At 51.1% G+C, this 17,194-nt stretch carries 14 protein-coding genes; 3 read left to right on the top strand and 11 right to left on the bottom strand.

Annotated features, from left to right (window positions below; translation table 11 throughout):
• Nucleotides 1–68 precede the first annotated feature (68 nt).
• The 3 genes from gpJ to OGY17_RS14540 all read left to right on the top strand — a co-directional run bounded on the left by gpJ (nucleotide 69) and on the right by OGY17_RS14540 (nucleotide 5,976).
• Nucleotides 69–3,449 (top strand): phage attachment tail tip protein J, encoded by a 3,381-nt coding sequence (gene gpJ / locus OGY17_RS14550; RefSeq protein ID WP_286607660.1) that lies wholly within the window; start codon nucleotides 69–71, stop codon nucleotides 3,447–3,449.
• A gap of 68 nt (nucleotides 3,450–3,517) precedes the next feature.
• Complete coding sequence (locus tag OGY17_RS14545) at nucleotides 3,518–5,395, top strand: prophage tail fiber N-terminal domain-containing protein (protein ID WP_286607657.1); 1,878 nt, start codon at nucleotides 3,518–3,520, stop codon at nucleotides 5,393–5,395.
• Between the two features lie 11 nt (nucleotides 5,396–5,406).
• The gene (locus OGY17_RS14540) at nucleotides 5,407–5,976 is read left to right on the top strand and encodes a DUF4376 domain-containing protein (protein WP_234102946.1); all 570 of its coding nucleotides are present in this window, start codon (nucleotides 5,407–5,409) and stop codon (nucleotides 5,974–5,976) included.
• 65 nt (nucleotides 5,977–6,041) lie between these two features.
• Here the strand turns inward: OGY17_RS14540 and dgcJ are convergent, their stop codons facing one another.
• From dgcJ to rluE, 11 genes are all read right to left on the bottom strand, one after another.
• The gene (gene dgcJ / locus OGY17_RS14535; protein ID WP_234102945.1) at nucleotides 6,042–7,559 is read right to left on the bottom strand and encodes a diguanylate cyclase DgcJ; all 1,518 of its coding nucleotides are present in this window, start codon (nucleotides 7,557–7,559) and stop codon (nucleotides 6,042–6,044) included.
• An 836-nt stretch (nucleotides 7,560–8,395) separates the two neighbouring features.
• Entirely contained in the window at nucleotides 8,396–9,019 is a 624-nt protein-coding gene (locus OGY17_RS14530) for a LysE family translocator (RefSeq protein ID WP_045334534.1), read from the bottom strand.
• Nucleotides 9,020–9,222: 203 nt separating this feature from the next.
• Nucleotides 9,223–9,633 (bottom strand): DUF2000 domain-containing protein, encoded by a 411-nt coding sequence (locus tag OGY17_RS14525; RefSeq protein ID WP_045334537.1) that lies wholly within the window; start codon nucleotides 9,631–9,633, stop codon nucleotides 9,223–9,225.
• A 55-nt stretch (nucleotides 9,634–9,688) separates the two neighbouring features.
• Nucleotides 9,689–10,543, bottom strand: coding sequence for an AraC family transcriptional regulator (locus OGY17_RS14520; protein ID WP_072050467.1), 855 nt, complete (start codon nucleotides 10,541–10,543; stop codon nucleotides 9,689–9,691).
• A gap of 147 nt (nucleotides 10,544–10,690) precedes the next feature.
• Entirely contained in the window at nucleotides 10,691–11,362 is a 672-nt protein-coding gene (locus OGY17_RS14515) for an SOS response-associated peptidase (protein WP_234102944.1), read from the bottom strand.
• Between the two features lie 469 nt (nucleotides 11,363–11,831).
• Entirely contained in the window at nucleotides 11,832–13,202 is a 1,371-nt protein-coding gene (gene purB, locus OGY17_RS14510; protein WP_032943086.1) for an adenylosuccinate lyase, read from the bottom strand.
• A gap of 3 nt (nucleotides 13,203–13,205) precedes the next feature.
• Nucleotides 13,206–13,847: a high frequency lysogenization protein HflD gene (gene hflD, locus OGY17_RS14505; RefSeq protein WP_003832401.1), complete on the bottom strand. Its 642-nt coding sequence runs from the start codon at nucleotides 13,845–13,847 to the stop codon at nucleotides 13,206–13,208.
• Nucleotides 13,848–13,881: 34 nt separating this feature from the next.
• Nucleotides 13,882–14,988 (bottom strand): tRNA 2-thiouridine(34) synthase MnmA, encoded by a 1,107-nt coding sequence (gene mnmA / locus OGY17_RS14500; RefSeq protein ID WP_191226120.1) that lies wholly within the window; start codon nucleotides 14,986–14,988, stop codon nucleotides 13,882–13,884.
• 53 nt (nucleotides 14,989–15,041) lie between these two features.
• Nucleotides 15,042–15,503 (bottom strand): NUDIX hydrolase, encoded by a 462-nt coding sequence (locus tag OGY17_RS14495; RefSeq protein ID WP_204557697.1) that lies wholly within the window; start codon nucleotides 15,501–15,503, stop codon nucleotides 15,042–15,044.
• 9 nt (nucleotides 15,504–15,512) lie between these two features.
• On the bottom strand, nucleotides 15,513–16,451 hold the full coding sequence (locus OGY17_RS14490; protein ID WP_234102942.1) for a hypothetical protein: 939 nt from the start codon (nucleotides 16,449–16,451) through the stop codon (nucleotides 15,513–15,515).
• A gap of 34 nt (nucleotides 16,452–16,485) precedes the next feature.
• Nucleotides 16,486–17,109 carry a 23S rRNA pseudouridine(2457) synthase RluE gene (rluE, locus tag OGY17_RS14485; RefSeq protein WP_003832405.1) on the bottom strand — a complete coding sequence of 208 codons (624 nt, stop codon included), beginning with the start codon at nucleotides 17,107–17,109 and terminating at the stop codon, nucleotides 16,486–16,488.
• Between the last annotated feature and the right edge of the window lie 85 nt (nucleotides 17,110–17,194).

The raw sequence follows: 17,194 nt of genomic DNA, 5'->3' as shown, positions 1-17,194 counted from the left end.
ACTGCAGCATATTTGTATTTACATAGAACCGCCTCCGGGCGGTTCTGTCGTTTCAGAGGGAACAGATTATGGGTAAGGGTGGTGGCAGCAGTAAAACGCCGCATGAGGCTCCTGACGACCTGAAATCCAGCCAGATGCTGACCGTTGTTGATGCCATCTGCGAGGGGCCGATAGAAGGCCCGGTGGACGGGCTGAAGAGTGTCAGAATTAACAAAACGCCGGTCCTCGACAGCGACGGTAACGCGATGGTTCACGGTGTCACCGTGGTTTACCGCGTGGGGGAGGATGAGCAGACCGCGATGGAGGGGTTCGAAGACTCCGGCGCGGAAACCCTGCTGGGTGTGGAGGTGAAGAAGTCAGAGCCGGTAACCCGCACGATTACCACTAAAACGCTGGACCGTCTGCGCTTTACCTTTGGAGTGCAGTCGCTGGTCAGTACCAGTACCAAAGGCGACCGCAACCCGACCAGCGTACAGATGCTGATCCAGTTTCGCCGGGATGGCCAGTGGCAGGTGGAGCGGGATATCACCATTACGGGGAAAACGACTACGCAGTTTCTGGCATCCGTGGTGATTGATGATTTACCGCCCCGACCGTTTGAAGTCCGCATGCTGCGCCTCACTGATGACAGCACGACAGACCTGCTGCAGAACAAATCGGTGTGGTCGGGCTATACCGAAATCATCGATGTGAAACAACGTTACCCGAATACCGCTGTTATTGGCGTAAAAGTGGACGCGGAGCAGTTTGGCAGCCAGCAGGTCACGCGAAACTATCTCCTGCGCGGGCGTATTGTGACGGTGCCGTCAAATTACGATCCGTTAAAACGGACGTATACGGGACTCTGGGACGGGACGTTTAAACCTGCTTGGACAGATAATCCGGCCTGGTGTGTGCTGGATATGCTGACTCACCCGCGCTATGGCATGGGAAGCCGCATTGGTGTTGCTGATGTGGACAAGTGGGCGCTGTATGCCATTGCACAGTACTGCGATCAGCCTGTTCCTGACGGTTTTGGCGGGACAGAGCCGCGTATCACCTGCAATGCGTATCTGACGGAGCAGCGTAAAGCGTGGGACGTGCTGGGGGACTTTTGTTCCCTGATGCGCGGTATGCCGGTCTGGAACGGCAGCACTCTGACGTTTGTGCAGGACCGGCCCGCCGATAAAGTCTGGACCTATACGCAGAGTAATGTAGTGATGCCCGCTGACGGTGCGCCGTTCATCTACAGCTTCAGCGCACTGAAAGAGCGCCATAATGCCGCCGAGGTCCGTTACACCGACCCGAATAACGGCTGGGAAACGTCCACCGAGCTGGTGGAAAACGATGCTGCTATCCGGCGCTACGGTCGCAACGTTCTGAAGATGGATGCATTCGCCTGTACCAGCCGTGGGCAGGCGCACCGCGCCGGACTGTGGGCCATCACCACCGAATTACTGGAAACGCAGACGGTGGATTTTTCCGTAGGGGCTGAGGGGCTGCGACATGTTCCCGGCGATATCATTGAGATCTGCGACAGTGATTATGCTGGCGTGACCGTGGGCGGACGCATTCTGTCGGTCGACAGCCTGACGCGAACGCTCACGCTGGACCGTGAGGTGGAGATACCGGCAGGCGGCAATGTTGTGCTGAGCCTGGTGGGCAGTAATGGCCAGCCTGTTACCGTCGCGGTCACCGCGCATCCCGCCCCGGATCGCGTGGCCGTCAGCCAGTTACCCGATGGCGTGACGGCGTACAGTGTGTGGGGGCTGAAACTGCCGGACCTGCGCCAGCGGCTGTTTCGCTGTGTGGCCATACGGGAAAACGATGACGGCACGTATGCCATTACTGCCGTACAGCATGTTCCGGAGAAAGAGAGCATCGTGGACAACGGGGCGACGTTTGATCCGTTGCCGGACACCAGTATCACGAATATGCCGCCTGCCGTGCAGCACCTGACCACAGAGATTCTGGCGGAGGATGGGCAGTATCAGGCGCGGGCGCGATGGGATACCCCGCGTGTGGTTAAGGGGGTTAACTTTTCCCTGCGCCTGACGGTGAAAGCGGAAGATAACAGCGACCGGCTGGCCAGCAGCCTGACCCTGACCGAAACGGAGCATACTTTCCGTAACCTGACGCCGGGACGTTACACCCTGACGGTGCGGGCGGTGAATACCCAGGGACAGCAGGGTGAGCCTGCCAGCACTGATTTCAGCATCGCCGCGCCCGCAGTACCTTCTTATGTTGAGCTGACTCCCGGCTATTTCCAGATAACTGCCACCCCGCGCCAGGCGGTATATGACCCCACGGCGCAGTATGAATTCTGGTTTACAGATATGCAGATTGCCGATATCCGCCAGGTGGAAACCGATGCGCGTTATCTCGGCACTGCGCTGTACTGGATTGCGGCCAGCAGCAGTATCAAACCCGGTAAGGATTATTACTTCTATATTCGGGCCGTGAACCAGGTCGGGAAATCGGCGTTCGTGGAGGCTAAAGGGCAGGCCAGCAACGATGCGGCGGGTTACCTGGATTTCTTCAAAGGGAAAATCACCGAAAGCCACCTGGGTAAAGAGCTGCTGGAGAAGGTGGAGCTGACGGAAGACAACGCCAGCCGGCTGGATCAGTTTTCGGAAGAGTGGCAGGACGCGAACGGCAAATGGAATGCCATGTGGGGTGTGAAGATAGATCAGACCAAAGACGGGAAGCACTATGTTGCTGGTCTGGGCCTGAGCATGGAGGACACGGAAGAAGGGAAGGTAAGCCAGTTCCTGGTGGCAGCAAACCGTATCGCGTTTATCGACCCGGCAAACGGTAATGAGACCCCGATGTTTGTGGCTCAGGGTAACCAGATATTTATGAACGAAGTATTCCTCAAATATCTGACGGCCCCGAGCATCACCAGCGGCGGGAACCCGCCGACATTTATGCTGACGCCTGATGGCAGGCTGACCGCTCGTAATGCGGATATCAGCGGTAATATCAGCGCGAATTCCGGCACCCTTAATAATGTGACGATAGCGGAAAACTGCACCATAAACGGGACGCTGCGGGCAGAGAATATTGTCGGCGATATTGTTAAAGCTGTGGGGCGGGCTTTCCCCGGAAGTGCTAATCACCCGAATGGAACCCTCACGGTTCAGATACAGGATGATCAGCGTTTCGACAGGCAAATAATCATTCCGTCCATCACCTTTGCAGGAAGAAAAGGAAAATCAGAGACAAGCAACGAGATATGGACAGACTGTGGGCTTGTAGTGAAGCACAACGGCAGAGAGATATATAACGCAACCCCGGAGATATCAGCGAGATCATTCAGCACAGTCCTTGATATGCCAGCCGGAGGTGGAAATGTGACCCTGAGCTTTACGGTGTCATCTATTGACGGTGGTGGTGGCGCCGGGGCTTCTATCAGCAGCCTGCTGGTTATCGTGGTGAAGAAGAACAGCAATGGTATCAGCATTCGCTGATGCCTGAATCCCAAAACGAGCGCTCATTCGGGCGCTTTTTTATTGCTGAAAACAAGAGGTAATGACATATGTCAGTACAAATTTCTGGCGTATTAAAAGACGGGGCAGGAAAACCAGTACAGGACTGCACTATTCAACTGATCGCTAAGAAAACCAGCCCGACCGTTGTTGTGGAGTTGATTTCATCCACTGTGACAGACGCTAACGGCCACTACAGCATTGAGGCTGAGCCGGGTTATTACAGTGTGTCATTGTTGCGGGAAGGTTTTCCTCCCTCAGTGGCCGGTGATATTTACGTGGCCCCGACCGTTGCCCCGGATACCCTGAATGCGTTTCTCGATGCGCCGAAGGATGCGGACCTACGTCCGGAGGTGATGAAACGCTTTGAGGAAATGGTACACCGCGTTGTGGATTTGAGCGGTGCAACAGAGAAGGATCGGGAACGCGCCGAACAGGCCGCACAGTCAGCAGCGCAGAGCAATGATGCGGCAGCATTGTCTGCAACGGCTGTGGCGGAGTCACAGCGCCTGGCGGCGCTCTCTGCCGATGCTGCTGATGTGTCTGCCCTATCTGCCACAGATTCTGCCCGGCAGACAGCACAGGACGTTCTGGCCAGCGGTGCAGATGCGGACAGTGCGGCAACGTCTGCACAGACAGCGACGGAACAGGCCGGAGTGGCAAAAACTGCCGCTGATACGGCACAGAAAGCGCAGCAGGCGGCAGGTGCTTCAGCACAGTCTGCAGCTGGAGGTGCCGAAAGTGCCGCCTCGTCAGCACAAACAGCGGGTGAGCATGCCGGTAATGCAGCCTTATCTGAAAATGCCGCGCGTGAAAGCGCCATCAGGGCCACGCAGGCGGCAGAACAGGGGGATCACAGCGCGGCAGCTGCGGCCCTGAGTGAGCAGCATGCCAGAGAGTCCAGCGACAAGGCCGCTAAATCAGAAGCTGAAGCAGCAACCAGTGCAGAAGCGGCATCAGCAAGTGAAGCATCAGCCCTGCAGGCAGCCGAAACGGCTGAGAACCAGAAAGATGCAGCCACTGAGAGCGCCACCCGCGCAGAACAGGCCAGAGATGAGGCCCTGACGCTGCGCGATGAAGCTCAGGAAAATGCCCTGAATGCCCGGAACAGCGCACAGGCTGCTGCTGCCAGTGAGAAAGAAAGTGGACAGGCAAGGGATGAAGCACAGCTTCTTGCTGAACAGGCCAGAAGTGCAGCCTCAAAAGCCGCCGCTGATACCATTAAAGAGATACAGGAAAGTGAAGACCTCAGTGGTCCGCCAGGTCCGCAGGGGCCAGCAGGTGCGAAAGGCGAAAAGGGTGACAAGGGAGACACCGGGTTAACGGGGGCAACAGGACCAATTGGCCCTGCGGGTCCGCAGGGACCGGCAGGAGCAAAAGGTGAAAAGGGGGACAAGGGAGACACCGGGTTAACGGGGGCAACAGGACCAATTGGCCCTGCGGGTCCGCAGGGACCGGCAGGAGCAAAAGGCGAAAAGGGTGACAAGGGAGACACCGGGTTAACGGGGGCAACAGGACCAATTGGCCCTGCGGGTCCGCAGGGACCGGCAGGAGCAAAAGGTGAAAAGGGGGACAAGGGAGACACCGGGTTAACGGGGGCAACAGGACCAACTGGCCCTGTAGGTCCGCAGGGACCAGCAGGTGCACCAGCTGGTGCTCTTCATGCTGTAGGTACGTTTGCGCTGGCATTTATGGAACCATCCAGAAATCCTTTGAATCCCGGTGTAAGTTTTGCAGGGAGTGGCTTACGGGTGTGTGGAATTCTAGCTAACAGCAATCGTGAAGCATCATTTTGTATCTGGGGTCCTAACCAAGCATACACTTTGCCGGGTACATGGCGTTCGTGTGGGACTATAAGCACTTCATCGAATGGTATATCTGGGTATAATTTTCAATATTATGCCGGTCTTTTTCAGCGAATTTCATAGCAGGAGATTGTATGAATATTGAGGACATTCAGGCTCCTGAGTGGGCGAATAAAGAACATACAGCAATTAACTGCAGGGTTAAATTTGCAGAGTTTGATGAGTTTCTGCCGTTCACTGCATGTCAGAATGATTTTGAGGAGCATGGACTCCGTATCTACAGCGAGCTTGAATCAGGAAAGTATGGACCTGTAGCCCCTTTTATTGTGACTGACAAGATGGTGGAGGATTTACGAAATCAGAAACTGACTGAAATCAGCAACTGGCGGGACGTTCAGGAAAACGCCAATATTATTTTTGAACTGGGCAATCGCCGGTGGGATGGAGGCAAAGCGTCGCAGGCGCGTCTTGCGCCCGTGGTTATGGCTGGCAGTGCAGGACAGTTACCGGAGGGATTCTTCTGGACGGATGCAGATAACCACGATGTTCCGGTGAATTTTGCGTTCCTGCAACAGCTTGAGGCGGCGATGATGCAGGCAATGGTGATACACGGTTTCAGAATTCACGAACGGCAGAGGCAGATGAAATCGGAGGTAGCGTTACTTACAGATGTTAATGCCATTGCTGAATATCCAGTTGGCTAGCGTGATAGGAAGTAATGTGCTGGTTCACCTTTCTAAACGTCTAAATGCCTGTAACAGCTAACATCTCACTTACGCTCGGGGTACTTGCTCCGTTTATGCTGATAAAGCAACTCATCGGCTTTCAGCATCGCCACTTCCAATGTGTCTCCTGGCAGCAGTTGATATGCCCCCCAGGAAAATGCCACCAGTTTATCCGGGTCAATCGCTAGTAATTGTTCCTGCGCCCGAGTAATAACATCATGGAATTTATTCAGAGAATAATCGATAAGAACAAGGAAGAACTCATCGCCCCCAAGCCGGATACCGTAGTCACTTTTACGAATGGCATTTCCCAGCGCCATCCCCAACATCTGTATCACTTTATCGCCCATATGGTGACCGAGAGAGTCATTTATTCTTTTGAGTCCATCACTGTCAATTGCGATGACCGTGACGAGGATACCTCTGTCAACGAGTGAGCGGATTTTATGTTTCAGCTCCGGTGTAATAACTTTTCTGTTATACAGTCCGGTCATCGCGTCCGTCACGTTATCCCTAGAAAGCAAAGTTTGTCTGATTAATTGTTTATGGGCATATCGGCATAATCCCCAGGTTCCGAGAAGATAAAGCACTAACAGCCATAAATTCGCAACAATAACGTAGATAGCATCTAGTTTCACATGCAGGGTGTAATACTGGGTAAGCGAGTCTTCATAACTGATCAAAGCATAAGATTTGATATATGGTTTATGGAAAATAATATGGCTTCCGGTTTCATTATCGGTGACATACAAAGAAAGGAATTGCCATAACAACGGACGATCGACTGTATTAAACGAAACCACCAGATCGTCAATGTTGATGTCTGTAATCATAATGCCTTTTACTTTATCACCCAGATATACCGGGGTAAGCATGCTGATAATATTATTGCGGGTATAGCCATCCTGATAAATATGAGACAGCGTAGTTTCTCCCTTTAGAAGATCTTTCAGGGCATTGTCATCAATCGAAATCGTGTGTGTGCTACGAGCGATATTGATGTTGCCATTATTACCCACGAGCCAGTTACTGAAGGTATAGTTGCGAGTATTAACTGGCTGATTAATATAAATATAGTTATGGACAAGATCTACATAGTATCTGATGTTCCTGAACATATAACCGGTATAATTTGAAAAGCTGTACTTTGACTGAGCTGCACGCTCAGCGGTGTGAATAACCGATAGTGCGCCAATGTCTCCCACCCATTCTTTACACGATCTATTGCGGGTTTGCAGGGTGCCGTCGAGGTTATTCCTGTTTTTCTTCAACAGATTGAATCCGTAAATATCACCCTCGATTTCAAGGCGCTGACATATTACTGCTCCTTCGGTATCGTCAGTGGGCGCATCGGCTATTCGGCGATAAAATTCCCGCGAAAGCCGGGTGGCAATATTCTGGTTAATGGACTCTTCATGGAAAAGCGCCGACTTCCCATTTTCAGCGACATACCCCATATAGCTCTGTAAATCTTTCGCTTCACGAACAGCCAGCGCGGCAAACAGTGAGGATGTGCAAACCACGATCATGACAATCGCACTGATATATTTTTGTCTGGACAAGATGGCTAATTCCCTGTTGTACCACCTGAAAATAATAGCAAGTGTAGCACCAAACAACGACATCTTAGCGGGTTATGCCTCCAGGGACAAAGCTTCCGCCCCTTCTGCAACACGCCAGAAGAGTAACCTGTTTGTGTCCCCCCTACATCGTCAACATAATTTTCCTGTGTTCATGCCGTCTTCCATACGCTGGTGATATTTACTGGCGTCTACCAGCGTAAAAACGTTGTCAATCACCGGGTCAGCCCGTCTTAGTGAAACTGGTTAACCAGCGCTTTTTAAAGTGATGAGACATCCCATGTTTACGTCATCGAACGCGATTTCAATACCGTGTTAATAATCTGGAGATGACGGTACAGCACTCGGTCCATCGGGATTTTCGCGTTTTTAATGTCCTTCATAATGCCAGTCTACATCAGATGACCATCACAATTGAGTGTGTTCACGTGTCGTTCAAAATAAGGTGCGCCAATATTCTCGAGAATTACATTAATGCCCTTGTTATCGGTGATGCTGGTGGCAACTGCAGCAAAATCCTCTGTCATATAATCATTGGCTTGATCGGCACCCAGAGGGCGAACCCGACCGTGCTTTGCTGCGTTCGCAGTGGTGATTACCGTCGCGAAAGTCGAACGGTGGTCCCCACAACGTCGCCCCCTGAAAGCATCGGTACCGTTTCAATGGGTTTCAGTTAATCCAGATGGATCCGCGGTTACGAAGACCCCGGTAAGAGGGCTGCATTGTGCCAGAAGCGGACGTAGTCGCAAATGTAACAATCTGAAGGTGTTCTTCATTTAGAATGGCAGATGTAATAACAACAGCTAAGAGCTGAGGGATTAGCCCTGTATAACCTCTCGGTAGAGCAGAAAAACGCCAAGTAGTAGCATAATAATCCCAGATAAACGCCCGATAAAACGGGCCGCAGTTGGTCTTGCACTCAATATCAGACGTGCGCCAATACCAACAAACATATACACCACTGAACAACTCAATGTATGAACCATACCAAGAACAAATAGCTGTACTGAAATACTCCAACTAGCAGTAGCCATTGTGAAGGGTGGGAGGAAGGCAAGGAAGAACATAAAAGCCTTGGGGTTTAACCCACTAACCAGAGCCCCATGTAATGCGACGTTGTATCTACTCTCATTACGAAAAGTATTGTTCTGTGCCTCAGGTTCTGGTGGATTCAATAGCATCCTGCTACCCAACCAGATAAGGTAAAGTGCACCCGCGATCGTCAGTAGAAGCATCAGTAAAGGTTTTCCTGCAATGAGGATACCTATCCCGGCCGCCACAATGAGTGTCAGCATGACATAGCCAGTGAGAAGCCCAACTACGGCAGAAACTACAAATCTGCCTCGAATTCCCGCACTCATTGCATACGCCCAATCCGCTCCGGGAGTCAGCACGAACATCATAGAAAAGGCCCAGAATGAAAACAGTGCAGGTAACGTCATAACGCACCATCCTGATTCATTCTGCGGTTGGGTATAATTATATTTTTAAATAAACAATCAGTATCAAAGCGGCTATAAAAAAGTCGTAATGTCGAGTATTTCATTCAAATTTAGAAAAGTGAGTTAAAGAATATCGCAGGGAATTACAATCCCCTGCATAGATGAAACGTAAAGATGTAGTAATACATCTTCAGTTCCTTAAATTAACTATGAAGGGGTAACCCTTTAATTATCTTATCAACGACCTTTTTTGGCCCTCTGATGCCAAGTCCCACTAAATCGAGGTTGTTCGCATCTGCCGCCATAAATACTTCCCGGTTAGCCTCATCGTACCCGGTGGAGAACATTGCATGAATATAAGGGATGATCGTAACTTCCCGTTCCAGAGCTTTCCTGTGAACTGCCTGTAATTTTTCAAGTTCCCCTTGAAAAATCAGCATTGGCTGGCCGGACATGTTGCCGTAAGTACGACCTAGTGAATCAATATAGGGTGCCCCCATAATTTCAGGAGCAGATGAGGCGATTCCCGTTGCCAGAAATGCCACTACATTTAGTCGCTGCCATGCTGGTAAGTCATCTCTGACGATAAATGCAATTTTGGTATCAAACGTCATAAATAATAGTCCTGTCTGCGATACGAACAAGGCATGGTCGCATACTGACTTGTTATCAAGATAGAACGTTTGAGCAGTGCTTTTGATAGGAAGCTGGGGACATTCGATAAGCACGCCTGAACCAGCGCCCCAGATGGCTTTGATCGGCAAAACCTGTTTGCAACGCAACCATTGATGGAGAAATTCCGCTGGCTAAAAGTTGCCTGGCCGTGCGAAGGCGTAATCTGACAAGATAAGCGTGCGGGGACTGACCGAAGGCAGACTTAAATTGTCTGCTTAGTCTGAACCGATCAACTCCGCTTATATTGGCCAGTTCATCGAGTCCTGGATTACTGTCGAGATGAGCAATTAGATAATCCCTAACTCTGTTCATTCGAATTAATGAATCGTTAAATTCTACAGCTGGCTTAATATCGACATGGGGCATCAGGTGTGAAAGCAACAATTCCAGACTTTCATCCCGTGCAAGCCTTCCTTCATTGTGGTGAAGAGCATTAAATGCCTGCATAATCGACATAATTAGACCGCGATCATCTGTTAGGGTATTTTGAAAAGCTGCCTCTACTACTGAAACATCTTTAGTGCTGTGTTTTTGAAGATTTTCCGATACCCATTTTTGGGGGATATACAGCATGGAATACGTGAATCCATTTTCTTGCGCTGCATAACCATCGTGAACAGCCCCAGGCTCAATGAGGATAGCTTTACCAGGTGTGCTCGTATGTAATTCTCGGTGACAGCTGAACCTTTGGCTACCCTGAAGAGTAACCCCAAGAAGAAGCTCCTCATGGTCATGGCTGTCGTACGCATGGCCTTTAAAGTGTGCGTTTACACTTTCAATTCCCGTATCTGTATCACGACGAAAATCAATCCAGTCACCGGGCACGGGTATTTCAGTTCTTCCAGACATAAAAACCTGACGAATTCAGCAGGACATAGTGCCTACAGTATACATTCTGGCTTGGTAATCGATACCTAAAGCATGCAGAATGAGAGTCATTCGCACAATGTCTGCTATTCGCTCAAAGCAGACGTTTTTTCCCTGTCGGATCGTACATCAACGCATAGGTTCTATTAACTCTGGACCTTGATTCTTAATATTCCCGACGGCACGCGTCACGGCGTGCCATATAAATTTATCAGCCGGCACAGAACCGTCGGCTACGATGTCCTCTGCTTCTTTCCCTCCTACATCTTGCCTAAGCCATTCGCGAGCGGCTTCTGGTGACAGAACCAGCGGTTGCCTGTCGTGAATATCTACCAGTCCTTTGTCGGCAGCAGCCGTTACTATCAGGAATCCTTCTGCTTCATCTCCACGTTCGAATGGTGTGCTGCCGAACGCAGCCATGAATATCGGCTGGCCATCGGCCCGATGAATGAAGTAGGGCTGCTTCTTGTCATCTTCCTTTTTCCACTCAAACCAGCCATCAGCAAAGCAAATTGCGCGACCATGCTGCCAGAGTGGTTTAAACATTCTGCTGGTGGCCGCAGTTTCAGATCGTGCATTAATTAGCGGCGGCTTATCCCACCATCCTGGAGCATATCCCCATAGAACAGGGTCAAGGTGCAACTGTTCATCACGCTCGCTAAGCAGCAGAACTTTGGTGCCTGGCGCCACGTTGAATCGCCCGATCGGTGCAGGGTCATATGGGATATCACGTTCAGCTTCTTCAGCGAGCAGGGCGAGATAGTCCTCGCGTGTCATTGACTGTGAAAAGCGTCCACACATAGAAACCTCCAGCCAACTGTCAGACTGAAAGTATAGGATATTGAGTAGAACGATAGGATTTGAAGCTCCACACCACCAATATTCCATTATGGCTTTTAGCTTCTCGAGGTTGCTACATGGCCGATAGAACACTACCCATTTTTACTTTTTTTGGGGGCAAATTTGGGGGCAAAAATTAGTTTGGGGCATGATTTGGGGCGATGAAATGACTCATATTGCCCGCAATTGTCCAAGACGGTTTTTTATTAACTGATTGATTTTATGATAATTAACTGTATTTTCTGAATTTACAAAATCAATTTTATAGTCTAACGCTGATTATGTGGCTGTGGGGATAAACATTTAATAAACCGGGCAAAGGGATAATCTCGTGGGCAATAAAAAAGCCGGAAACGCTGATGCATTCCGGCTTACTACGATATGAACGAAATACCGGAACAGGTGCAAGCGCGCTCCGGCATCAAACAGATTACTTCAGTTCATCAACCATGGTGATGGCACGACCAATATAATTGGCAGGCGTCATTGCTTTCAGGCGAGTTTTCTCTTCTTCCGGCAGCGCCAGACTGTCGATAAACTGCTTCATACCTTCGGCGTCAACGCGCTTACCGCGGGTCAGCTCTTTCAGCTTCTCGTACGGCTTCTCAATACCGTAGCGACGCATCACGGTCTGAATCGGCTCTGCCAGAACTTCCCAGTTATGATCCAGTTCATCCAGCAGATGATCGCGGTTCACTTCCAGTTTGCTCACGCCCTTCAGCGTGGACTGATACGCGATCAGCGCATAGCCAATACCTACGCCCAGGTTACGCAGAACGGTAGAGTCAGTCAGGTCACGCTGCCAGCGGGAGACCGGCAGTTTGCTTGCCAGATGCTGCAGTACCGCGTTAGACAGACCCAGGTTACCCTCGGAGTTTTCGAAATCAATGGGGTTAACTTTGTGCGGCATGGTGGAAGAGCCGATTTCACCCGCGATGGTTTTCTGTTTGAAATGGTTCAGCGCCACGTAACCCCAGACATCGCGGTCAAAGTCGATCAGGATAGTGTTGAAACGGGCGATGCAGTCAAACAGCTCGGCAATGTAGTCGTGCGGCTCAATCTGCGTGGTGTACGGGTTCCACTGGATGCCCAGCGAGGTGACAAACTCTTCGCTGAACTGATGCCAGTCAACTTCCGGGTAAGCAGCGATGTGGGCATTATAGTTACCGACTGCACCATTGATCTTACCAAGAATTTCAACCTGGTTGAGCTGACGATACTGACGCTCCATACGGTAAGCCACGTTAGCCATTTCTTTGCCTAGCGTAGACGGGGTGGCTGGCTGACCGTGGGTACGGGAGAGCAGAGGAATATCGCGATACTGAACAGACAGATCTTTCACCGCGTCGATAAGCTTACGCCAGTACGGCAGAACCACTTCGTCGCGTGCGGTTTTCAGCATCAGCGCGTGAGACAGGTTGTTGATGTCTTCTGAGGTACACGCAAAGTGGATAAATTCGGAAACAGCATGCAGTTCCGGAATATCCGCCACTTTCTCTTTCAGGAAATACTCAACTGCCTTCACATCATGGTTGGTCGTACGCTCAATGGTTTTGATGCGCGCAGCATCTTCTTCATTGAAGTTAGCGACGATCGCATCAAGGAAACCGATTGCGTCGGCAGCAAAAGCAGGAACTTCCTTGATCGCTGCGTGCGCGGCCAGTTTTTGCAGCCAGCGTACTTCAACCTGTACACGGAATTTCAGCAAACCGTATTCGCTGAAAATCCCGCGCAGCGCGCTGACTTTATCGCCGTAGCGTCCATCGACAGGGGAAACGGCGGTCAGTGAGGATAATTCCATAGATCACAACTCCGGGGTTAAATGAGCAAGAATTTGTTTTGCCTGAGTCGTCAGGCGATTACGAGAAAACATGAGTTGCAGACGGCCTCCACCAACCTGATGCCAGAGCACGGCAGCACGGATGCCAGCCAGCAGCGAAGCGCGTACTTTAGCCTGTACTTGTGGGCTCTGAAGGATAGCCGGGGAACCCGTGACCTGAATACGCGGGCCGAGTGGGCTGATGACGTCAACATAAATGCCAGCCATCGCACTCATCAACGTTTCTGACTGCAAATCAAAATGGTCCAGTTGGCGCTGCAAGCCGCTGATACGGTCTCCCAGCGTGTCCATAGCGCCCTTGGCCGCTGACAGCTTACGTTCCAGCACCATCAGGCTTAGCGTATAGCGGGTGAGTTCCGCATTCAGTCCCTGACGACTGCTGGCGTTCAGCACGCCAAGCAGCGTTTCTAGGCCAAGACGCAGGTTGGCTTCGCTGCCGCCAAACACGCCCAGCGTAGAGCTGGGATTCATGTCGATGACACTGTTCAGTGAAACGTGTAATGCATCGGCATCACAATGCCCCTGGTGCGCCAGTTCCTGCACCAGGCGTGCCGACTGACAAATGCCTGCCAGGGCGAGGGTGATGTCATAATAATTCTTTGCCACGTTCACTGCTTCCTTGTATCAAATGTGTAAGTAATTATACCGGCAGAGGCAATCGTTGTTCGATAATGCCGCCGCCGAGGCACACTTCGCCATTGTAAAAAACAGCCGACTGGCCCGGCGTGACCGCCGCGACTGGCTCGTCGAAAATGACTTCAATACGCTCAGCATCCAGTGCCTTAACGGTGCACGGAATGTCGGTCTGACGATAGCGGGTTTTCACCGTGCAGCGCATGGTGCCGGTGAACGGTTCGCGATCGACCCAATGCAGCTGTTGCGCCACCAGGCCAACGGACATCAGACGTGGATGTTCATGACCCTGAGCGACAACCAGAATGTTATTCTCAACGTCTTTATCCACCACATACCATGGATCTTCTGTCCCTTCTTTCGTTCCGCCAATACCCAGACCTTTACGCTGACCCAGAGTGTGGTACATCAGCCCCTGATGCTGGCCAATCTCTTCGCCGTCAACGGTGATGATTTTGCCTGGCTGAGCCGGCAGGTAGCGACCAAGAAATTCACGGAACTTACGTTCGCCGATGAAGCAGATGCCGGTGGAGTCTTTTTTCTTGGCCGTAATCAGACCAAGATCTTCGGCAATTTTACGCACCTGCGGTTTTTCCAGTTCGCCGACCGGGAACAGGCTTTGTGCGATTTGCTCATGGCCGAGCGTATAGAGGAAATAACTCTGGTCTTTATTGCTATCGAGCCCACGCAGCAGGCGGCTTTTGCCGTCAACATCCGCGCGACGCACGTAGTGACCGGTGGCGATGTAATCGGCACCTAAATCTTCGGCGGCAAACTCAAGGAAGGCTTTAAACTTAATTTCTTTATTGCACAGAATATCCGGGTTTGGCGTACGGCCCGCTTTGTACTCTTCAAGGAAAAGTTCAAAGACGTTGTCCCAGTATTCTGCGGCAAAGTTGACGGTATGCAGTTCAATGCCGAGTTTGTCACAGACAGCCTGCGCATCCGCAAGGTCGGCGGCCGCTGTGCAGTATTCCTCGCCATCGTCCTCTTCCCAGTTCTTCATGAACAGGCCTTCTACCTGATAGCCCTGTTGTTGTAACAGCCAGGCAGAAACGGAGGAATCGACACCGCCGGACATGCCGACGATCACTTTTTTTGGGCTTTCAGACATAGGAATACTCACGACATTGAACTTCAAGGCGGCATATTCTAGCACGCAGCCCTTTACTTGGCACCCTCTGTAAACGGCCAGTTAAATTCGCCGATCATGGCCAGTGGGTAGCGCTGTCCGCTCTGATAACAGCGAATACTCTCCGCAACCAACGGCGAACGCAGGTTTGGCGCAGAGAAAATCTCTTCTGCGCTGACCCAACGACAGCAATCTATATCGCTGTCATGGGGTTCTGTAGCGCACATATTGGCAAGCTCGATAGAGAAAAGAAAACGCAAAAAGGGCGTTCTGTCTGGCGCAATCCATTGATGCATACGAATGAAATGCTGTGGCTGCGCTTTAATGCCCGTTTCTTCCCACAGTTCGCGTGCTGCGGCTTGCACCAGCGTTTCATCGGCTTCCAGGTGTCCTGCAGGCTGATTCCACAAGGCTTTGCCATTGATCGTTTCTTCAACGACTAAGAATTTATCTTCTGCATGCACAATGCAGGCGACCGTGACGTGCGGTTTGAACATGTTTTCCCCTTATTCCTCAGCAAAACCTTCGGTAACATCTGGCCAGCTAATTTCACCGCTGGCCTTGTCGATACTGATATAAGCCACGGGAGGTGACGTTTGTGGGTCGGCCCCTCCACGGCACAATGCGGTTTGATGATCCTCGCGCACGATAATCTCAATGGCCTTTTTAGCATTCCAGCTTTCATAAAAGATACATTGGTGGTCGTGACGTAGCCCAAGGGTGGCGACTCTCGTTGCCTTTTCTGTCGACAGCGGGTTGATGTCGTCGCGATAGTGGTCACCGCTGTTTATAGCCTGTAACTGCGACTTTTTTAACCAGCCGCGTATGATTTGGCGATCGGTGGTGTAATAGACCGCTTCCATAAAATCATCGTTGGATTGTTCTTGTACAGAGACGAGGTCGCCGGGCACTAAAAATACGGACGGGCTGCGACACTGTTCGGTTGGCATCGCATAGAACCATGCGCGGGTGTCTCCTGTTACCTGATAGTGGTTTGCGGAGGAGGAGGGTAAGAACCCGCGCTGCGACATCGCTTTATTTGCCCATGTCTGGCAAGACGCGCTTACTGCAAGCGGACTGGATAACGGCGTTAATCCATCTACCGAGACCCAGCCGGTGGCGAAGACTCCTTTAGCGTCCCGATAACGTACGTAACGATAAGGCTCATCTTTGGAAAGCATGCCCGTGCTTTTGTAGCGCTGTGAACTCCTGAGTACCTCGACGGTGTCGCCATTGACCATGAACGCGGGGAGTTGACACTCTGTTGCTGGTGCAGAATAGAAATGCAGGCGTGAGTCGGTTTTTACTTTGGCAGACTCATAAAGATAGTTTGCCTCTCCGGCTGCTGTTCCGGCAATTGTCTCACAGTCCAGTTTTGCTGAACAAAACGGTGAAACCCCGAGCAGGATGAATGCTGCAAAAAGCTGCTTATCCATATTTTTCATGCTTCCCTGTTAACACTCACGTTAAACCGTACGGCTACGATTTCAGTTCCCGCCACTCGCCGTTAGCAAGATTTTCCAGCGTGTAATCCCCCATGGCATAGCGGATGAGGCGCAGCGTAGGAAATCCAACATGCGCTGTCATACGACGTACCTGACGGTTGCGGCCTTCATATAAGGTAACTTTCAACCAGCTGGTGGGAATGTTTTTCCTTTCCCGAATCGGTGGATTTCTCGGCCACAGCCATACGGGTTCCTCTACTACTTCAATGCCTGCGGGTAGAGTGGGGCCATCATTGAGCGTTACTCCGTTACGCAGGGCGTCCAGCGCTTCTGCTGTCGGCTCGCCTTCAACCTGGACGTAATAAATTTTCCCGGTACGCTTACCGGGTTGCGTTAACCGCGCCTGCAGCGCGCCGTCATTGGTCAGCACCAAAAGCCCTTCGCTGTCCCGGTCGAGTCGGCCCGCCGCATAAATTCCCGGCACGGGAATAAAATCTTTTAACGTGCTTCTGCCAGCCTCGTCAGTAAATTGTGGCAAAACATCGTAGGGTTTATTGAACAAAACCACGCGTTTTGGCTGGTTTTCTTTACGCTGCTTAGTGACTTGTCGTGAGCTGAATCGCTCAACCCGGTGATTTCTAAAAGAAGTTTTTTGCATGGTATTTTCAGATTATATCAATTGCCGCATTATAGCCTAAGAACGAGTGTCTTTCATGGCGGCGAACAATAGGGTAGTATTGACA

It is taken from the genome of Citrobacter sp. Cpo126, assembly GCF_030332445.1.
In the GTDB taxonomy this organism is placed as follows: domain Bacteria; phylum Pseudomonadota; class Gammaproteobacteria; order Enterobacterales; family Enterobacteriaceae; genus Citrobacter; species Citrobacter portucalensis.
The sequence above is the reverse complement of the archived record's forward strand: the minus strand, read 5'-3'. Positions and strand labels throughout refer to the sequence as shown.

What these genes read in the sequence shown, in the direction of transcription:
- OGY17_RS14545 (WP_286607657.1), top strand. Translation starts at nt 3,518, where the DNA reads ATGTCAGTACAAATTTCTGGCGTATTAAAAGACGGGGCAGGAAAACCA.
- purB (WP_032943086.1), bottom strand. Translation starts at nt 13,202, where the DNA reads ATGGAATTATCCTCACTGACCGCCGTTTCCCCTGTCGATGGACGCTAC.
- OGY17_RS14515 (WP_234102944.1), bottom strand. Translation starts at nt 11,362, where the DNA reads ATGTGTGGACGCTTTTCACAGTCAATGACACGCGAGGACTATCTCGCC.
- gpJ (WP_286607660.1), top strand. Translation starts at nt 69, where the DNA reads ATGGGTAAGGGTGGTGGCAGCAGTAAAACGCCGCATGAGGCTCCTGAC.
- OGY17_RS14495 (WP_204557697.1), bottom strand. Translation starts at nt 15,503, where the DNA reads ATGTTCAAACCGCACGTCACGGTCGCCTGCATTGTGCATGCAGAAGAT.
- OGY17_RS14540 (WP_234102946.1), top strand. Translation starts at nt 5,407, where the DNA reads ATGAATATTGAGGACATTCAGGCTCCTGAGTGGGCGAATAAAGAACAT.
- mnmA (WP_191226120.1), bottom strand. Translation starts at nt 14,988, where the DNA reads ATGTCTGAAAGCCCAAAAAAAGTGATCGTCGGCATGTCCGGCGGTGTC.
- OGY17_RS14490 (WP_234102942.1), bottom strand. Translation starts at nt 16,451, where the DNA reads ATGAAAAATATGGATAAGCAGCTTTTTGCAGCATTCATCCTGCTCGGG.
- OGY17_RS14530 (WP_045334534.1), bottom strand. Translation starts at nt 9,019, where the DNA reads ATGACGTTACCTGCACTGTTTTCATTCTGGGCCTTTTCTATGATGTTC.
- rluE (WP_003832405.1), bottom strand. Translation starts at nt 17,109, where the DNA reads ATGCAAAAAACTTCTTTTAGAAATCACCGGGTTGAGCGATTCAGCTCA.
- OGY17_RS14525 (WP_045334537.1), bottom strand. Translation starts at nt 9,633, where the DNA reads ATGACGTTTGATACCAAAATTGCATTTATCGTCAGAGATGACTTACCA.
- OGY17_RS14520 (WP_072050467.1), bottom strand. Translation starts at nt 10,543, where the DNA reads ATGTCTGGAAGAACTGAAATACCCGTGCCCGGTGACTGGATTGATTTT.